Genomic DNA, 15,087 nt, shown 5'->3' with positions numbered 1-15,087 from the left:
GCCTAGAACCGCCCTTTGGTGGGAAGTCACAGTCCACCGGCGGCCACTCCGCCACACGAAACGATCCCCGTCGGGGACGCACGATCCTCACCTGAGCGAATTCCGTGACGAGCGTCACGCCCATCGGCCGCATGGGGCGCCCCGGTTGTCGGAAGTCCACCATCAGCCGGGCCGCCGTCTTGTGCTCGGTCGCCCGTGTCCGGGCACGGGCGGGTGGGCTACCGTCAGCCTGTTCCCCCGCCCACACGTCTGTCCTCACCTCGCGGAGTCCCGATGAGCACTGCTGCCGCCACCACCCGATCCGGAGCGGTCCTCGCCGATCTGCTCCCCGCCGCCCGGCACCGGTACGCCGTCGACACCGCGCTCGTACTCGGCGGCGCGGCACTCACCGGCATCGCCGCGCAGATCGCCGTCCCGGTCCCCGGCTCCCCGGTCCCGGTCACCGGCCAGACCTTCGCCGCGCTGCTCGTCGGCACCGCGCTCGGCGCCCGCCGCGGCTTCCTCGCGCTCGCCGTCTACACCCTCGTCGGCATGGCCGGCATGCCGTGGTTCTCCGAGGGCTCGTCGGGCCCCGGCGGCGCCTCCTTCGGTTACGTGCTCGGGATGCTGCTCGCCGCCACGGTCGTGGGCTCGCTCGCCCGGCGCGGCGGCGACCGCTCCGTCCCGCGCACCGCCGGGACAATGGTCGTCGGCTCCCTCATCATCTACGCGGTGGGCGTGCCGTATCTCGCCTTCGCCGCCGACTTTTCGCCGAGCGCGGCCCTGGCCGCCGGACTCACCCCGTTCCTGATCGGCGACGCGCTCAAGGCCGCGCTGGCGATGGGACTGCTGCCCGTCTCCTGGAAGCTCATCGGCCGCCAGAACTAGGCCCTGCCCCGGGGGAGCCTCCCGACCCCGGAGCGCTCCGCACCGCCCCCGACGTGCCACACTTCGCCCATGCGCGTGTATCTCGGCTCCGACCATGCCGGCTTCGAACTCAAGAACCACCTCGTCGAATGGCTCACGGCCCATGGCCACGAGCCCGTCGACTGCGGCCCGCACATCTACGACGCCCAGGACGACTATCCGCCGTTCTGCCTCCGCGCCGCGGAGCGGACAGCGGCCGACCCCAAGTCCCTCGGCATCGTGATCGGCGGCTCCGGCAACGGCGAGCAGATGGCCGCGAACAAGGTGAAGGGCGTGCGCGCCGCGCTCGTGTGGAACGAGCAGACCGCCGCGCTCAGCCGCGAGCACAACAACGCGAACGTCATCTCCGTCGGCGGCCGGATGCACACCCGGGACGAGTCGACCAGGTTCGTGGAGATCTTCCTCGCCACCGCCTACACGGGGGAGGAGCGCCACGCGCGCCGCATCGAGATGCTCGCGACGTACGAGAAGACCGGCGAGGTGCCGCCGATCCCTGCGCACCACCCGAAGCAGGACTGAACCCGGCCCGCAAACAGCGAACGGTGCCGCCGGGCGCGGGTCCGGCGGCACCGCCATGTCACCCTCCACGCACCGAGGAGAACCCGTGCCCGAGGGGCATACGATCCACCGCCTCGCCCAGGACCTCAACCACCGTTTCGCCGCGGAACCGGTGCGCGTCGCCAGCCCCCAGGGCCGGTTCACCGAGAGCGCCGCGCTCCTCGACGGCCGGGTGACCGACGGCGCGAGCGCCCACGGGAAGCATCTCTTCGTCGGCTTCGGCGACAGCGGCTGGATCCATGTCCACCTCGGGCTGTTTGGGAAGGTCGCGCTCGGCGACACCCCCGCCCCGCCGCCCACCGACACCGTCCGGCTGCGCCTGCTGGGCGACACGTCGTACATGGAGCTGCGCGGCCCCACCACCTGCGCGCTGATCACCGAACCGGAGAAGCAGGCGATACACGACCGGCTCGGACCCGACCCGCTGCGCCCGCCCGACGCGCCGGGCAACGACCCGGAGCGCGCGTGGGCACGGGTCTCCCGCTCCCGCACCACCGTCGCCGCCCTGCTCATGGACCAGAAGATCATCGCGGGCGTCGGCAACGTCTACCGGGCCGAAGTCCTCTTCCGGCACGGCATCGACCCCTACCGCGCGGGCCGTGACCTCACCCGCGCCGAGTGGGACGCGATCTGGGCGGACCTCGTCGCGCTGATGCGCGAGGGCGTACGGCACAACCGCATCGACACCGTACGGCCCGAGCACCTGCCCGAGGCGATGGGCCGCGCGCCGCGCGTGGACGACCACGGTGGCGAGGTGTACGTCTACCGTCGCGCGACGATGCCGTGCCACCTGTGCGGCAGCGAGATCCGCACGGCACCACTCGTCGCCCGCAACCTCTTCTGGTGCCCGGGCTGCCAGCGGGCCTAGGTCCTGTCTTCGAACTGGCGTCGTCCGCCCGAGGGGCGGGGCCCGCGGCGGCCGGCGCGGTGCATCGCAAGGCGCGGAGGAGCGGTGTGGTGGATGGACCGGCCGTACTCGGTCGGCTCCGACAACGCAGGAGGCACCTCCCGTGCCCGCTCGGGGGCTCCGGGGGAGAGGTGCCGTGCCAGGCGGGACTCTCGGACACGCCCTGGGGCTGTGACCGGGACGGCTGGCCGGGCGCTCCCGGCCAAGGGTCCGCGCAACCCGGTCGACACTCCCGGTCAACTCTCCTGGCTTAGGCACCCGGCCCCGGACACCGGACACCGGACCTCAGAAGCCGTGCGGCAGCCACGGCGCCACCGGCGAGGCGAAGGCGATCGACGCCTCCGTCAGCGCGCCGGGGCGCAGTTCGCGTACGAGACCCGCCCGCGCCAGCGCGGCCGGCGAGGTGTCGCCCAGATACATCGTGGCCAACTCCCGTACGGAGAGCGACAGATCGGCCGCGTCCGCCGTCCGCTCGCAGGACGCGCCCTTCTCGTCACCGGTCAGCCGCCAACGGCCCTCGTTCCAGGGGCAGAAGGCGTCGTCCACCTCGAACACCACATCCACCGGCGCCTGGTAGGCCCGCGCCGCGAGCGCCGCGCCCACCTCCACCAGCCGTACGTGGAGCGAGTCCCGCACCCCGATACCGGCCCGGCGGACGTCGGAGACCAGGAACTGGATCGGATCGTCCACGGGCAGGTTCGACGCGCTCACCGTCGACGTCAGATCGATCTCGCCGAGGAAGCGCCACAGGGTGGCGTATGTCACGGGGTCCAGTCCCGCCAGCTGATCGACCACCACCGTGCCCTTCGGACCAGCCGAATCCCAGAGGGGCTTGATGCGGTAGAGCGCGTAACCCACCGTCTCGGCGTCGTCGCCCTCGCCGCGCCGCGCGAGCACGCACTGGAGCGCGGACGCGCCCTCGCGCGTCTCCGGCGGGTCGATCAGCAGCTTCCGGTCCCAGCCCGGCCGGCGCTCCAGCATTCCGGGGCGGCTCGCGACCAGGCGCGCGTACACCGACTCGATCGCCTCCCGCGCGTCGTCGGGCGCGACATAGCGCAGCCGTGTCCCGCCGTCACCGCCGTCACCACCGTCGCCCGGGGCGGCGGGCACCTTGATCGAGACCCGCGAGGTGTCGATCTCGGCGCTCAACTGCCGTGCGCCGACGCCGTATCCGAACCTTCCGTAGATCTCCGGCTCCGAGGCGGTCAGCAGCGCGACCGACTGGCCCCACCGACGGACGTCGTCCAACTGCCGCCGCATCATGGAGGTGAGGATCCCGCGCCGCCGGTGCGTCGCCGCGACGCTCACCATCGTGACGCCCGCGGCGGACACGACACCACCGCCGGGCACCGAGAGCCCGAAGGTGTAGGCCCCCGCGGTCCCCACGCACTCGTCGCCGTCCCAGGCCCCGATGGAGCGATCGCACTCCGTCACGGAGCGCCACATCTCGCGCTGCTCGGCGGAGCTGACGAGCGCCCCGCCGAAGGCTCTCTCCAGCGTCCCGAACCAGCGGTCCCAGTCGGAGGCTTCGAGTACTCGCAAGTCTGTGGTCATATGCCATCAGTACCAGGGACCGGGCGGTCGAGGCGACCCGATATCGAACGCAATGTCACAGGGGTCCCCCTGCACGGCGAGCCCGCTGATGGATAGGGTCCAACCACAATGACCGGTGGAGCGAAGGCGGATTCGTACACGGCCCGGATGCGCAAGTCGCTGCACCGGGCCCGCAACGCCGTGCGCAAATCCGGTGTCGATTACTTCCGGGGCGACGGCTCGGACTGGATCGCGCTCGTCGGACTGATGCTGACCGTCCCGGGGATCGCCTTCGCCACCATGGCGATCCCCGTCTGGTTCGCGCCCTCCGCGCTGGTCCTGCCGATCGTCGCCGGAGGACTGCTGCTGCGGCCCTCCAGCCTGCTCAGTCTGTACGCGGTCGCCGCCACCGCCCTGATCGTCGAATCGCTCGTCCTCGGCCCCTACGACCAGGGGCCGGCCACGGTGACGCCGGGCACCGTCCTCGTCGTGGCGGCCTGCGGGCTCTTCGGACTCCTCATAGCCCAGTTCAGGGCCCGCGTCGGGGTGCCGTGGCGGCGCGGCGGCACGATGCTCTTCGACCTGCGCGAACGCATCCGGGTCCAGAGCGCGCTGCCGCGGCTGCCGAAGGGCTGGCACCGCGAGATGGCGCTGCGGCCGGCCGGCGGCCAGTCCTTCTCCGGCGACTTCGTCGTCGCGGCCCGTACCAACGGGGGCCGCACGCTCGAAGTCGTCCTCACCGACGTCTCCGGCAAGGGCATGGACGCCGGCTCCCGCGCACTGCTGCTGTCCGGCGCGTTCGGCGGACTGCTCGGCTCACTCCCGCCCCACGACTTCCTGCCGGCCGCCAACGGCTATCTGCTCCGCCAGGACTGGGACGAGGGCTTCGCGACCTCCATCCACCTCGTCCTGGACCTCGAGTCCGGCGAGTACGAACTGCTCTCGGCGGGCCATCTGCCCGCGCTCCAGCTCCACGCCGGCAGCGGCCGCTGGGAGGAGATGGCGGGCGAGGGCCCGCTCCTCGGCGTCTACGACCGCGCGGAGTTCGACCCGGTGAAGGGGTCCCTGCTGCCGGGTGACGTGCTGATGCTGTTCACCGACGGCCTCGTCGAGGCGTCGGGCCGCGATCTGAGCGAGGGCGTTGACCGCCTCTCGGGCGAGGCGGACCGCTATGTCGCGGCGGGTTTCGAGGGAGCGGCCTGGCACCTGATCGAGGCGGTGGCCAAGCACGTGAACGACGACAGGGCGCTGCTGCTGATCTGCCGCGAGGGCTGAGGGCCGGCACCCCTCGGCACCGGCCCTGCGTCGCGCGTCAGGCGCCCGAGGCCTTCGCCAGTGTCAGGTCACCGTCCGATGTGCCGTCGCCGGACGGACCACCGCCGTCGCCACCTCCGTCGCCGCCGCCGCGCCCGCCGCCCGGCAGCACCCGTGCCAGCCAGTGCGACTTGGCCGCCGCCAAGGGGCCGAGGACCGCGAGGATCAGGACGTAGCCGGCGATGAACGGCGCCAGACGCGCGTCCAGTGCCGCGCCCGCCGCCATCGTCGCGAGGATCAGCGCGAACTCGCCGCGTGCGACCAGTGTCGTCGCGACGTTCGCCGCGGGGCCGGACCCGAAGTGGTAGATACGGGCGGCCACCAGCCCGGCCACGATGTTCATCGTCAGCGTCAGGGCGACGGCGGCCAGGACCGGCCACAGCACCATCGGCAGGTCGCCCGGATTGATGGACAGCCCGAAGGCGAAGAAGAAGATCGCGCCGAACGCGTCCCGCAGCGGGTGGACGAGCGTGCGGATCCGGTCGCCGGAAGTCGTACTGCCCAGCATCAGACCGACCATGAACGCGCCGATCGCGTCCGCGACGCCGAACCACTCGGAGACCCCTGCCATGAAGACCGCGGTGCCGAGGAAGGAGATGACGAGGAGTTCGTCGTCCTTCGTGTTGATGAGACGGCCGATGACCTTCTTGCCGAAGCGCGCGGCGAGCGCCAGCAGCAGCAGGAACCCGAACGCCTTCCCGCCGTCGGCGAGCGCGGCCGAGAGGCTGTCGGCGCCGGAGAGGATCGGCTGGAGCGCGGCCAGGTAGAGCGCCAGGAAGATGTCCTCGACGACGATGATCCCGAGGATCGGCTTCGTCTCCGGATTCCCGATACGGCCGAGGTCGACCAGGATCTTCGTGACGATCGCGGACGAGGAGATACCGAGCACACCGGCGAGCACCAGCGCCTCGGAGGTGCCCCAGCCGAGCGCGAAGCCGAAGCCGAGCCCGGCGCCCACGTTCAGGGCGAGATAGGCGCCGCCGGCGAGGGCCATCTTGCGGCCGCCCGTCTTGAGATCGTCCAGATGGAATTCGAGGCCGAGGGAGAAGAGGAGCAGTACGAGGCCGAGGGCCGAGAGCATCTCCAGCTCGTGCGGGTCGGAGACGAGCACGATGCCGGGTGTGTGCGGGCCGAGCAGGATTCCGGCCAGGATGAACAGCGGGATCGTCGGCAGCTCGATCCGGCTGCCGAGACGGGCGAGGAGAGCGGCAGCAAGGAAGGCGCCGCCCATGGCTATGAGCGTGTCTGCGTGTCCGATGGGACCGTTCCTCCATCGAGTCAAAGGCGCGTCAAGGAAGCGTCAGTAATTAGTTTACCAAACGATTTACTCTGCAAGTTTTGACCGACTACGGAGTTCGCCACATGACGTATCTCAGCCTGGCCGACGTGGAGTTCATCGCCCGCGAGGCGCATGCCGGCCAGCGGGACAAGGCCGGCCGGCCGTACGCGGAGCACCTTCGGGCGGTCGCCGACGGGGTCAGGGCGCGGGGCGGCTCGGACGAGCAGATCGCCGCCGCGTGGCTGCACGACTCGGTCGAGGACGACGCGCTGTCCCGCGCATGGCTCGACGCCGCGGCGCTGCCGCCGTCGGTCAAGGAGATGGTCCTCGCCGTGACGAAGGCCGAGGGCGAGGACACCGTCGCCTACACCCGCCGCATCCTCGCCACCCCGGGCGCGCTGCTCGTCAAGGAGGCGGACCTGGCGCACAACGCGGATCCGGGCCGCCTCGCCGTACTGGACGAGGCGACCCGGACCAGGCTCACCGAGAAATACGCGGAGGTACGGCGGCTACTTGGCCTGCCCCGCCCGTGACGCCGCGTCCTGCGCCGGGTCCCGCCGGAAGGCCCACTTCATCTCCGGCTCCGTCGCGAAGCGGAAGAGCCGGCGTACCGGCGGCGTGCACAGCAGCGTCATCGCGACGCCCGCGAGCAGCGTGAGGAAGACGCGCCCGGCCGGTGCGGTCAGCCACACGTTCGTGTCGAAGATCCCGCTGTACACCGCTCCCTTGACCAGGAAGCCGTGCAGCAGATAGCCGCAGATCGTGCCGGCGCCGAGCGCCGTGAACCACATCCTGCGGCGCGGTACCCAGGACAGGAACGCGGCCGTCAGCACCACCGAGCTGCCGAACAGCGCGAAGGTCATGACGACGCCGATCCACCACGGCGCCCCCTGATCCTGCGCCGCGCTGTTGTGGTAGAACCACGCGTTCTCCATCCGGACGGCCGCCCAGTACGCGAAGACGACCGCACCCGCGAAGACGGGCACGGCCAGCAGCCGGACCTCACGGCGGCGGACCAGCTGGAAGTGCTCGGGCTTGAGGACGAGCCCCAGGACGAAGAGCGGCAGGAACTGCAGTACGCGCTGGAGGTTGAGGTCCTCGCCGATGTTCGGCGTGAAGGAGGCGAGCGCGGCGATACCGAGGGCGACCGGCAGGGGATGGCGCAGCGTCAGCCAGATGGGGGTGGTCAGCCGCCAGATGAACAACGCGGCCAGGAACCAGGTGAGATACCAGGGGTCGAGCAGACTGATCGGGTGGCCGGGGTCGTTCGTGACCCGCTTGAACAGCGAGTAGGCCACCTCGAAGACGATGTAGGGGACGGCGATCCCGGTCAGCAGACGTCTGATCTGGTGCGGGCGGCCGGTGTAACTTCTGGAGAAGTAGCCGGAGATGATGATGAAGGCCGGCATGTGGAACGAGTAGACGACCATGTAGAGCGCCTTCGTCGCCCGGCTGCCCTCCATGACCGGCTCCCAGGCGTGGCCGATCGCCACCAGCACGATGGCCAGGTACTTCGCGTTGTCGAAGAACGCGTCTCGCTTCGTGGACGTCTTGGCCGTGGGGGGCGTCGACTTCGCGGAATCCTGAGGGGTCCGTACAGGGGTTTCGGCCACAGTGGCCGATGTGGTCTGCGCTGTCGGGGGGACGGGATCCAACTCCCGCGTGCGGGGGAGTCGGGCCCTCTCATATCCGTGCGGAGCGTGGGACATCTGATTAACCCTAGCTCCGCACAATGCGTTGAGTAAAACCTCCGGCGCAAGTGGGGGTGTTCGGAACCGAAAGAGTCGCCCACCGGTAGAAATGCCCCTGTTAATCCCCCTTAAATGGGGCATATCATCAGGGTTTTGGCCTCGATGTGACTCCGGGTGAATTCACTGGGCGAAGCGCCGTGAGATGACCTCGCGGTTTCCTGTGAAGGAGCTGTGAGTGCCGGGGGAATGATCGCGCCGCATTGTCGAATTGACGTCCGTATTCATCCGCCCGTCCCTGGGCGGATCCGGTCGCCCGCCCGGCACACCCGTCGGCCGATTGGCGTGATCCTTACCTCGATGATTCGTCACGGACCAACACCTGAGGGGCGGTTGGTGGCACGATGGAGGCAGCGGGATGAGTGCGAGGCCGTGAGCTCCCGCGGCCGGCAAGGCGGACCGACCGAGGGTGTGATCAGTTGTGGCCATTTCACTGTCTGTGGTGCTGCTGTTGGCGATCGTCCTCGTGGTTCTGATCCGCGGCGGCTCCCTGAAGGGCGGCCCCGCCGTGGTCGCGATCCTGTTCGGCTTCTTCCTGGCGTCCACGGACATGGCGCCGTCGGTGAACAGGTTCATGAACTCGATAGCCGAGACGATCAACCAGATCAACTTCTAGCGACCCGACCGGACCGGACTCCACCCCGGGCGGCCCGGCAACCACCCGACAACGCGTCAGGGCCAGTACCGGAGAATCACTCTCCGACCTGGCCCTGAGTCGTGTGGAGCGGGCGACGGGAATCGAACCCGCGTAGCTAGTTTGGAAGACTAGGGCTCTACCATTGAGCTACGCCCGCACGCGCCGCAGGTCACAAGGACCGTGGCACGGGAAACATCGTAGCGGGTCCGTGGCCTCCGGCGCACACCGCTTCCTCCCTCGCCGCCGCTCCACTTAATACGTCCGGCGTACCGCTCGCGGGCATGTACCCTACGTGTCGCACCGGCGGGGTGTGGCGCAGCTTGGTAGCGCGTCCGCTTTGGGAGCGGAAGGTCGTCGGTTCGAATCCGGCCACCCCGACCATCTGTCCACGTGACTGTTCGTGATCGCGTTGTGGGCCTCATCCTGCTTGCGGCTACTATGCAAGCTGCGTGCCCGTGTGTCTGAAGAGACTGTGAAGAACCGGGCCGAATCCGCTGGTCCGCCGGAGTCACGGCGGGCACGGCAGACCCCAGAATCAGCCACCAAGGAGACCGAACCGTGAAGAGCGCCGTGGAGACCCTGAACCCGACCCGGGTTCGGCTCACTGTCGAGGTGCCCTTCGAGGAGCTCAAGGACAGCCTCGACGCGGCGTACAAGAAGATCAACGACCAGGTCACGGTGAAGGGCTTCCGTAAGGGCAAGATCCCGGCCCGCGTCATCGACCAGCGGTTCGGCCGTGGAGCTGTGCTGGAGGAGGCCGTCAACGACGCCCTTCCGAAGTTCTACACGGAGGCCGTCAACGAGGGTGAGCTCAATGTCCTCGGGCAGCCCGAGGTCGACATCAAGGAGCTGAAGGACGGCGAGCTGCTGTCGTTCACCGCCGAGGTCGACATCCGCCCCGTCATCGAGATCCCGGACTACTCCGGTATCGAGGTCACCGTCGACGCGGTCGAGGTGTCCGACGAGGACGTCGACAAGTCCGTCGACGAGCTTCGCGAGCGCTTCGCCTCCACCAACCCCGTGGAGCGCGCCGCCGCCGACGGCGACGTCGTGACGATCGACCTGGAGGCCAAGGTCGACGGCGAGGTCCTGGAGGACGGCGTCGCGAGCGACGTGCAGTACACCATCGGCTCCGGCGAGCTGCTCGAAGGCATCGACGAGGCCGTGACCGGCCTGGAGGCCGGCGGCGAGGCCACCTTCACCTCCCAGCTGAAGGGCGGCACCGCCGAGGGCAAGGACGCCGAGGTCTCCGTCAAGGTCACCCAGGTCGCCTCCCGCGAGCTGCCCGACCTGGACGACGAGTTCGCGCAGATGGCGAGCGAGTTCGACACCCTCGACGAGCTGAAGGCCGACAGCCGCAAGCGCCTCGGCAGCATGAAGCAGTACGACCAGGCCACCCAGGCCCAGGAGCGCGTCCTCGACGAGCTGCTGAAGCTGGCCGAGGTGCCGATCCCCGAGAAGCTCCTCGAGGACGAGATCAAGACCCGTAAGCACAACCTGGAGCACCACCAGCTCGGTCAGATGGGCCTCGACCTCCCGAAGTACCTGGAGATCCAGGGCAAGACGGAGGAGGAGTTCGACGAGGAGACCAAGGAGCAGGCGGTCAAGGGCATCAAGACCCAGTTCATCCTCGACGAGCTGGTCAACAAGGAGAAGCTGAACGTGAACCAGGAGGAGCTCACCGAGCACCTCATGCGCCGCGCGCAGTCCTCCGGCATGTCGCCCGACCAGTTCGCCCAGGCCGTCGTCGAAGGCGGCCAGGTGCCGATGCTCGTCGGCGAGGTCGCCCGCGGCAAGGCGCTCGCCGTGGTGGTCGAGTCCGCGAAGGTCACCGACACCAACGGTGAGGTCGTGGACCTGGAGGACGACGAGGAGGACGCGACCGCCGAGACCGTCGACGCGGTCGAGGCGTCCTCCGACGAGGCCACCGCCCCCGCGGAAGCCGCGGCGGACGACAAGGCCGACGACAAGGCCGAGTCGAAGAACGAGGGCTGAGCGCCCCCGCTCGACGGATCGCCGGGCCCCGGGACGCGACGCGCGCCCGGGGCCCGCGCCGTTCCCCGCACGGCCCCCGAGGCCGTGCCCCGCCCCTGCGACGACCCAACTACCTTGCGCTGCCAGCGAACAGCCCAGGAAGCGGGATGGCGCCCGCCGACCAGCGCGTTAGGGTCCATGAATACGAGGGCTGGGGTCTACCCCCGTCCCCCGGAACGAAAGACGCTGAGACGGCCGGAGCCGTCAGAGACGAGCAGGTGGATACGTGACGAATCTGATGCCTTTCGCCGCCGGTGAGCCGTCCCTCGGTGGTGGCCTCGGCGACCAGGTCTACAGCCGACTGCTCGGTGAGCGGATCATCTTCCTCGGCCAGCAGGTCGACGACGACATCGCCAACAAGATCACCGCGCAGCTCCTTCTCCTCGCGGCCGAGCCCGAGAAGGACATCTACCTCTACATCAACAGCCCCGGTGGTTCCGTCACGGCGGGCATGGCGGTCTACGACACCATGCAGTACATCCCGAACGACGTGGTGACCATCGGCATGGGCATGGCGGCCTCCATGGGCCAGTTCCTGCTGACCGGCGGCACCGCCGGCAAGCGCTTCGCGCTGCCCAACACCGACATCCTCATGCACCAGGGCTCCGCGGGCCTCGGCGGCACCGCCTCCGACATCAAGATCCAGGCCGAGCAGCTCCTGCGTACGAAGAAGCGCATGGCCGAGATCACCGCCCGCCACACGGGTCAGACCGAGGAGACCATCATCCGCGACGGTGACCGCGACCGCTGGTTCACCGCCGAGGAAGCCGTGTCCTACGGCATCATCGACGAGATCATCTCCGCTGCTTCGGGTGTTCCGGGCGGCGGCGGCACCGGCGCCTGAGGGCGAGAGTCCCGCCCCGGACCGGCCACGTCAGCCCATCGAACGCCACCAGGATGGTGAACACCCATATGAACAACTACCCCGGCGCCTCCCCGAGCGGCCTCTACACCGGCCCTCAGGTGGACAACCGCTATGTCATCCCGCGCTTCGTGGAGCGCACGTCGCAGGGCGTGCGCGAGTACGACCCGTACGCGAAGCTGTTCGAGGAGCGCGTGATCTTCCTCGGTGTCCAGATCGACGACGCGTCGGCCAACGACGTCATGGCGCAGCTGCTGTGCCTGGAGTCCATGGACCCCGACCGTGACATCTCGATCTACATCAACAGCCCCGGCGGCTCGATGACGGCCCTCACGGCCATCTACGACACGATGCAGTTCGTGAAGCCGGACATCCAGACGGTCTGCATGGGACAGGCCGCCTCCGCGGCGGCGGTCCTGCTCGCGGCCGGCACGGCGGGCAAGCGCCTGGCCCTGCCGAACGCGCGCGTCCTGATCCACCAGCCGTCCAGCCAGACCGGCCGCGAGCAGCTCTCCGACCTGGAGATCGCGGCCAACGAGATCCTGCGCATGCGCGCGCAGCTCGAGGAGATGCTGGCCAAGCACTCGACGACGCCGATCGAGAAGGTCCGCGACGACATCGAGCGCGACAAGATCCTGACCGCCGAGGACGCACTGGCGTACGGTCTGGTCGACCAGATCGTCTCGACCCGTAAGACCACGGCGGCGGCAGCGGCCTGACCCGTCCGGTGCCCTTGGCGCGGCCCGGGTGGTCGCACGTACACCTGAACCGCGCCAAGGGGGGCCCGAACGGGGGGCCAGGCAAGGTACCGTCGGGTATGAGGCACAGGAGCCGCTGAACAAGGCTGCTCCCAGGCGAAGGGGAAGCACCTCGTGGCACGCATCGGTGATGGCGGCGACTTGCTCAAGTGCTCGTTCTGCGGGAAGAGCCAGAAGCAGGTGAAGAAGCTCATCGCAGGTCCCGGGGTCTATATCTGCGACGAGTGCATCGACCTCTGCAACGAGATCATCGAGGAGGAGCTCGCCGAGACCTCCGAGGTGCGTTGGGAGGAACTGCCCAAGCCGCGGGAGATCTACGAGTTCCTGGAGGGGTACGTCGTCGGGCAGGCGCCCGCGAAGAAGGCCCTCTCGGTAGCGGTGTACAACCACTACAAGCGCGTGCAAGCCGGTGAGAACGGCGGCGCGGGCAGCCGTGACGACGCGATCGAGCTCGCGAAGTCCAACATCCTGCTGCTGGGCCCCACGGGCTCCGGCAAGACGCTCCTCGCGCAGACGCTGGCCCGGATGCTGAACGTACCGTTCGCCATCGCGGACGCGACGGCGCTCACCGAGGCCGGCTATGTCGGCGAGGACGTCGAGAACATCCTGCTGAAGCTGATCCAGGCGGCCGACTACGACGTCAAGAAGGCCGAGACCGGGATCATCTACATCGACGAGATCGACAAGGTCGCCCGTAAGAGCGAGAACCCTTCGATCACCCGCGACGTCTCCGGCGAGGGCGTCCAGCAGGCCCTGTTGAAGATCCTGGAGGGCACGACGGCCTCGGTCCCGCCGCAGGGCGGCCGTAAGCACCCGCACCAGGAGTTCATCCAGATCGACACGACGAACGTGCTGTTCATCGTGGGCGGCGCCTTCGCGGGCCTGGAGAAGATCATCGAGTCACGGGCCGGCGCCAAGGGCATCGGTTTCGGCGCGACGATCCGCTCCAAGCGCGAGATCGAGGAGAGCGACCAGTTCCAGGAGGTCATGCCGGAGGACCTGGTGAAGTTCGGGATGATCCCGGAGTTCATCGGCCGACTGCCGGTCCTGACCTCGGTGCACAACCTGGACCGTGAGGCGCTCCTGAAGATCCTGGTCGAGCCGCGCAACGCGCTGGTGAAGCAGTACCAGCGCCTCTTCGAACTCGACGGCGTGGAGCTGGACTTCGACCTCCCGGCGCTCGAAGCCATCGCCGACCAGGCGATCCTGCGCGGCACGGGCGCACGCGGTCTGCGCGCGATCCTCGAAGAGGTCCTCCAGTCGGTGATGTACGAGGTCCCGTCCCGCAAGGACGTGGCCCGGGTGGTCATCACGGCGGACGTCGTCCGCAACAACGTGAACCCGACGCTGGTGCCGCGCGAGCCGCGGATCGTGAAGAACGACGGCCGCCACGAGAAGTCGGCGTAGCCGAGAGCGAGTGACACGAAGAGGGGCGCCCAGCCGGTTCAACCGGCCGGGCGCCCCTCTTCGTGTCGAGCGGGTTCGTCAGAGCTTGACGCGAACGTCGTTGCGCAGCTTGGCGGTTGTGGCCGCGGCATCGTCGAGCGAGCCGCCCTTGCCCGTGAGCGCGGTGGCCATGTCGATCGGCATGGTGAAGCCCAGGGTGCTGTGGTCGCCCCAGATGCAGATCGGGAAGTTCATCTCGGACGGACCTTCGCCCTCGGGCAGCGTCATCTTGCCCGACTGGCACTTCAGGATGGCGCCGTCGAGACCGGCGGGCTCGAAGGACTCGGCGTCTCCCTCGAATGTGGGAGTGTCACCGCCTTCTTCCTTGGCGGCCTCCGACTTGAGGTAGTTGAACATCGCGTCCACGGCCTTCTCCGGGTCGTCGACCTCGCCGTAGACGCCACCGAACTGGATCAGCTTCTGGGCCAGCGGGTTGTCCTCCGAGCCTGCCTCGTAAGCGGCGCTGACGTCCTTGGGGTTGGTCACCCCCCACTTCTCGGCGTTCCTGAGGTCGTCCTTGGTCATGCCACCGGCGTCGCCCTCGCCCTCACCCTTCTTGTACTCGCCGCCGATCACCGTCGCCGGCGTGATCAGCTTGTGCGGGCCGTCGTCGGCGACATCGCTGCTGCCTCCGCCCACCAGGAAGTACGCCCCACCACCGATCACCACGAGTGCCACGACGACCGCGCCGATGATCAGGCCCGTCTTCTTCTTCGGCGCGCCCTGCGACGGCGGGAACCCAGGTGCGCCGCCGTACGGGGGCTGCTGCGGCTGGCCGTACGGGCCCGGCTGCTGGGGCTGGCCGTAACCCTGCTGGGGGACTCCCTGCGGTGCCTGCTGGGGGTAGCCGTACCCGGGCTCACCCTGCGGCTGCTGCTGCGGGTACCCGTAGCCGGGCTGGCCCTGCGGCGGCTGCTGTCCGTACGGTCCGGGCTGGCCCTGCGGCGGCTGCCCACCGTACGGGCCCGGCTGGTTGTAACTCATGTGCTCTGTCCCCTCCAGATATTTATGCGTTCCCGACATCCTGACTGAAGGACCGGCGGCATGGGCCATCGGGGGGCGCACCGTTACCGAACTATCCCGTTTCAGTGCGGAGCTGTGACGG

At 69.1% G+C, this 15,087-nt stretch carries 14 protein-coding genes and 2 tRNA genes; 11 read left to right on the top strand and 5 right to left on the bottom strand.

Annotated elements, in window-relative coordinates:
• Positions 1-273: 273 nt before the first annotated feature.
• The 3 genes from SSPS47_RS10070 to SSPS47_RS10060 all read left to right on the top strand — a co-directional run bounded on the left by SSPS47_RS10070 (position 274) and on the right by SSPS47_RS10060 (position 2,332).
• Positions 274-867 (top strand): biotin transporter BioY, encoded by a 594-nt coding sequence (locus tag SSPS47_RS10070; protein WP_164250377.1) that lies wholly within the window; start codon positions 274-276, stop codon positions 865-867.
• Positions 868-936: 69 nt separating this feature from the next.
• The gene (locus tag SSPS47_RS10065; protein WP_164250375.1) at positions 937-1,425 is read left to right on the top strand and encodes a ribose-5-phosphate isomerase; all 489 of its coding nucleotides are present in this window, start codon (positions 937-939) and stop codon (positions 1,423-1,425) included.
• Between the two features lie 85 nt (positions 1,426-1,510).
• Positions 1,511-2,332, top strand: coding sequence for an Fpg/Nei family DNA glycosylase (locus tag SSPS47_RS10060; RefSeq protein WP_164250373.1), 822 nt, complete (start codon positions 1,511-1,513; stop codon positions 2,330-2,332).
• A 324-nt stretch (positions 2,333-2,656) separates the two neighbouring features.
• Here SSPS47_RS10060 and SSPS47_RS10055 read toward each other — a convergent pair whose 3' ends face one another.
• Positions 2,657-3,925, bottom strand: coding sequence for a GNAT family N-acetyltransferase (locus SSPS47_RS10055; protein WP_164250371.1), 1,269 nt, complete (start codon positions 3,923-3,925; stop codon positions 2,657-2,659).
• A 108-nt stretch (positions 3,926-4,033) separates the two neighbouring features.
• Here SSPS47_RS10055 and SSPS47_RS10050 point away from each other — a divergent pair, with 108 nt between their 5' ends.
• Positions 4,034-5,179 (top strand): PP2C family protein-serine/threonine phosphatase, encoded by a 1,146-nt coding sequence (locus SSPS47_RS10050; protein ID WP_164250370.1) that lies wholly within the window; start codon positions 4,034-4,036, stop codon positions 5,177-5,179.
• A gap of 37 nt (positions 5,180-5,216) precedes the next feature.
• Here SSPS47_RS10050 and SSPS47_RS10045 read toward each other — a convergent pair whose 3' ends face one another.
• Positions 5,217-6,449: a cation:proton antiporter gene (locus SSPS47_RS10045; RefSeq protein ID WP_164250368.1), complete on the bottom strand. Its 1,233-nt coding sequence runs from the start codon at positions 6,447-6,449 to the stop codon at positions 5,217-5,219.
• A 131-nt stretch (positions 6,450-6,580) separates the two neighbouring features.
• On the opposite strand from SSPS47_RS10045, the gene SSPS47_RS10040 reads away from it, so the two are divergent.
• Positions 6,581-7,030: an HD domain-containing protein gene (locus tag SSPS47_RS10040; protein ID WP_164250366.1), complete on the top strand. Its 450-nt coding sequence runs from the start codon at positions 6,581-6,583 to the stop codon at positions 7,028-7,030.
• Here SSPS47_RS10040 and SSPS47_RS10035 read toward each other — a convergent pair.
• A complete protein-coding gene (locus SSPS47_RS10035; RefSeq protein WP_164250364.1) occupies positions 7,007-8,206 on the bottom strand; it encodes an acyltransferase family protein in 1,200 nt (399 codons plus the stop codon). The two genes, SSPS47_RS10040 and SSPS47_RS10035, sit on opposite strands and share 24 nt — an antisense overlap.
• A gap of 460 nt (positions 8,207-8,666) precedes the next feature.
• Here SSPS47_RS10035 and SSPS47_RS10030 point away from each other — a divergent pair, with 460 nt between their 5' ends.
• Positions 8,667-8,861 (top strand): hypothetical protein, encoded by a 195-nt coding sequence (locus SSPS47_RS10030; protein ID WP_147875291.1) that lies wholly within the window; start codon positions 8,667-8,669, stop codon positions 8,859-8,861.
• 104 nt (positions 8,862-8,965) lie between these two features.
• Here the strand turns inward: SSPS47_RS10030 and SSPS47_RS10025 are convergent.
• Positions 8,966-9,039 (bottom strand) — tRNA-Gly (locus SSPS47_RS10025).
• A gap of 147 nt (positions 9,040-9,186) precedes the next feature.
• Between SSPS47_RS10025 and SSPS47_RS10020 the strand changes: the two genes are divergently transcribed.
• The 5 genes from SSPS47_RS10020 (at position 9,187) to clpX (ending at position 13,943) form a co-directional block, all read left to right on the top strand.
• Positions 9,187-9,263, top strand: a tRNA-Pro gene (locus SSPS47_RS10020).
• 177 nt (positions 9,264-9,440) lie between these two features.
• The gene (tig, locus tag SSPS47_RS10015) at positions 9,441-10,877 is read left to right on the top strand and encodes a trigger factor (protein ID WP_164250362.1); all 1,437 of its coding nucleotides are present in this window, start codon (positions 9,441-9,443) and stop codon (positions 10,875-10,877) included.
• A gap of 277 nt (positions 10,878-11,154) precedes the next feature.
• Positions 11,155-11,760 (top strand): ATP-dependent Clp protease proteolytic subunit, encoded by a 606-nt coding sequence (locus tag SSPS47_RS10010; RefSeq protein ID WP_203558053.1) that lies wholly within the window; start codon positions 11,155-11,157, stop codon positions 11,758-11,760.
• A 53-nt stretch (positions 11,761-11,813) separates the two neighbouring features.
• Positions 11,814-12,497: an ATP-dependent Clp protease proteolytic subunit gene (locus tag SSPS47_RS10005; protein WP_164250358.1), complete on the top strand. Its 684-nt coding sequence runs from the start codon at positions 11,814-11,816 to the stop codon at positions 12,495-12,497.
• 153 nt (positions 12,498-12,650) lie between these two features.
• Entirely contained in the window at positions 12,651-13,943 is a 1,293-nt protein-coding gene (gene clpX, locus SSPS47_RS10000) for an ATP-dependent Clp protease ATP-binding subunit ClpX (protein WP_078077342.1), read from the top strand.
• A gap of 78 nt (positions 13,944-14,021) precedes the next feature.
• On the opposite strand, the gene SSPS47_RS09995 is transcribed toward clpX, so the two are convergent.
• Positions 14,022-14,966, bottom strand: a complete 945-nt coding sequence (locus tag SSPS47_RS09995) for a hypothetical protein (protein ID WP_164250356.1) — start codon at positions 14,964-14,966, stop codon at positions 14,022-14,024.
• Positions 14,967-15,087: the final 121 nt, after the last annotated feature.

This window comes from Streptomyces sp. S4.7, from assembly GCF_010384365.1.
In the GTDB taxonomy this organism is placed as follows: domain Bacteria; phylum Actinomycetota; class Actinomycetes; order Streptomycetales; family Streptomycetaceae; genus Streptomyces.
Note: the sequence above shows the minus strand (reverse complement) of the source record. Positions and strands in the feature narration are given on the sequence as shown.

Excerpts from the sequence above, each read along its gene's own strand:
- SSPS47_RS10070 (WP_164250377.1), top strand. The coding sequence starts at position 274 with ATGAGCACTGCTGCCGCCACCACCCGATCCGGAGCGGTCCTCGCCGAT.
- SSPS47_RS10065 (WP_164250375.1), top strand. The coding sequence starts at position 937 with ATGCGCGTGTATCTCGGCTCCGACCATGCCGGCTTCGAACTCAAGAAC.
- SSPS47_RS10055 (WP_164250371.1), bottom strand. The coding sequence starts at position 3,925 with ATGACCACAGACTTGCGAGTACTCGAAGCCTCCGACTGGGACCGCTGG.
- SSPS47_RS10050 (WP_164250370.1), top strand. The coding sequence starts at position 4,034 with ATGACCGGTGGAGCGAAGGCGGATTCGTACACGGCCCGGATGCGCAAG.
- SSPS47_RS10045 (WP_164250368.1), bottom strand. The coding sequence starts at position 6,449 with ATGGGCGGCGCCTTCCTTGCTGCCGCTCTCCTCGCCCGTCTCGGCAGC.
- SSPS47_RS10040 (WP_164250366.1), top strand. The coding sequence starts at position 6,581 with ATGACGTATCTCAGCCTGGCCGACGTGGAGTTCATCGCCCGCGAGGCG.
- SSPS47_RS10035 (WP_164250364.1), bottom strand. The coding sequence starts at position 8,206 with ATGTCCCACGCTCCGCACGGATATGAGAGGGCCCGACTCCCCCGCACG.
- SSPS47_RS10010 (WP_203558053.1), top strand. The coding sequence starts at position 11,155 with ATGCCTTTCGCCGCCGGTGAGCCGTCCCTCGGTGGTGGCCTCGGCGAC.
- SSPS47_RS10005 (WP_164250358.1), top strand. The coding sequence starts at position 11,814 with ATGGTGAACACCCATATGAACAACTACCCCGGCGCCTCCCCGAGCGGC.
- SSPS47_RS09995 (WP_164250356.1), bottom strand. The coding sequence starts at position 14,966 with ATGAGTTACAACCAGCCGGGCCCGTACGGTGGGCAGCCGCCGCAGGGC.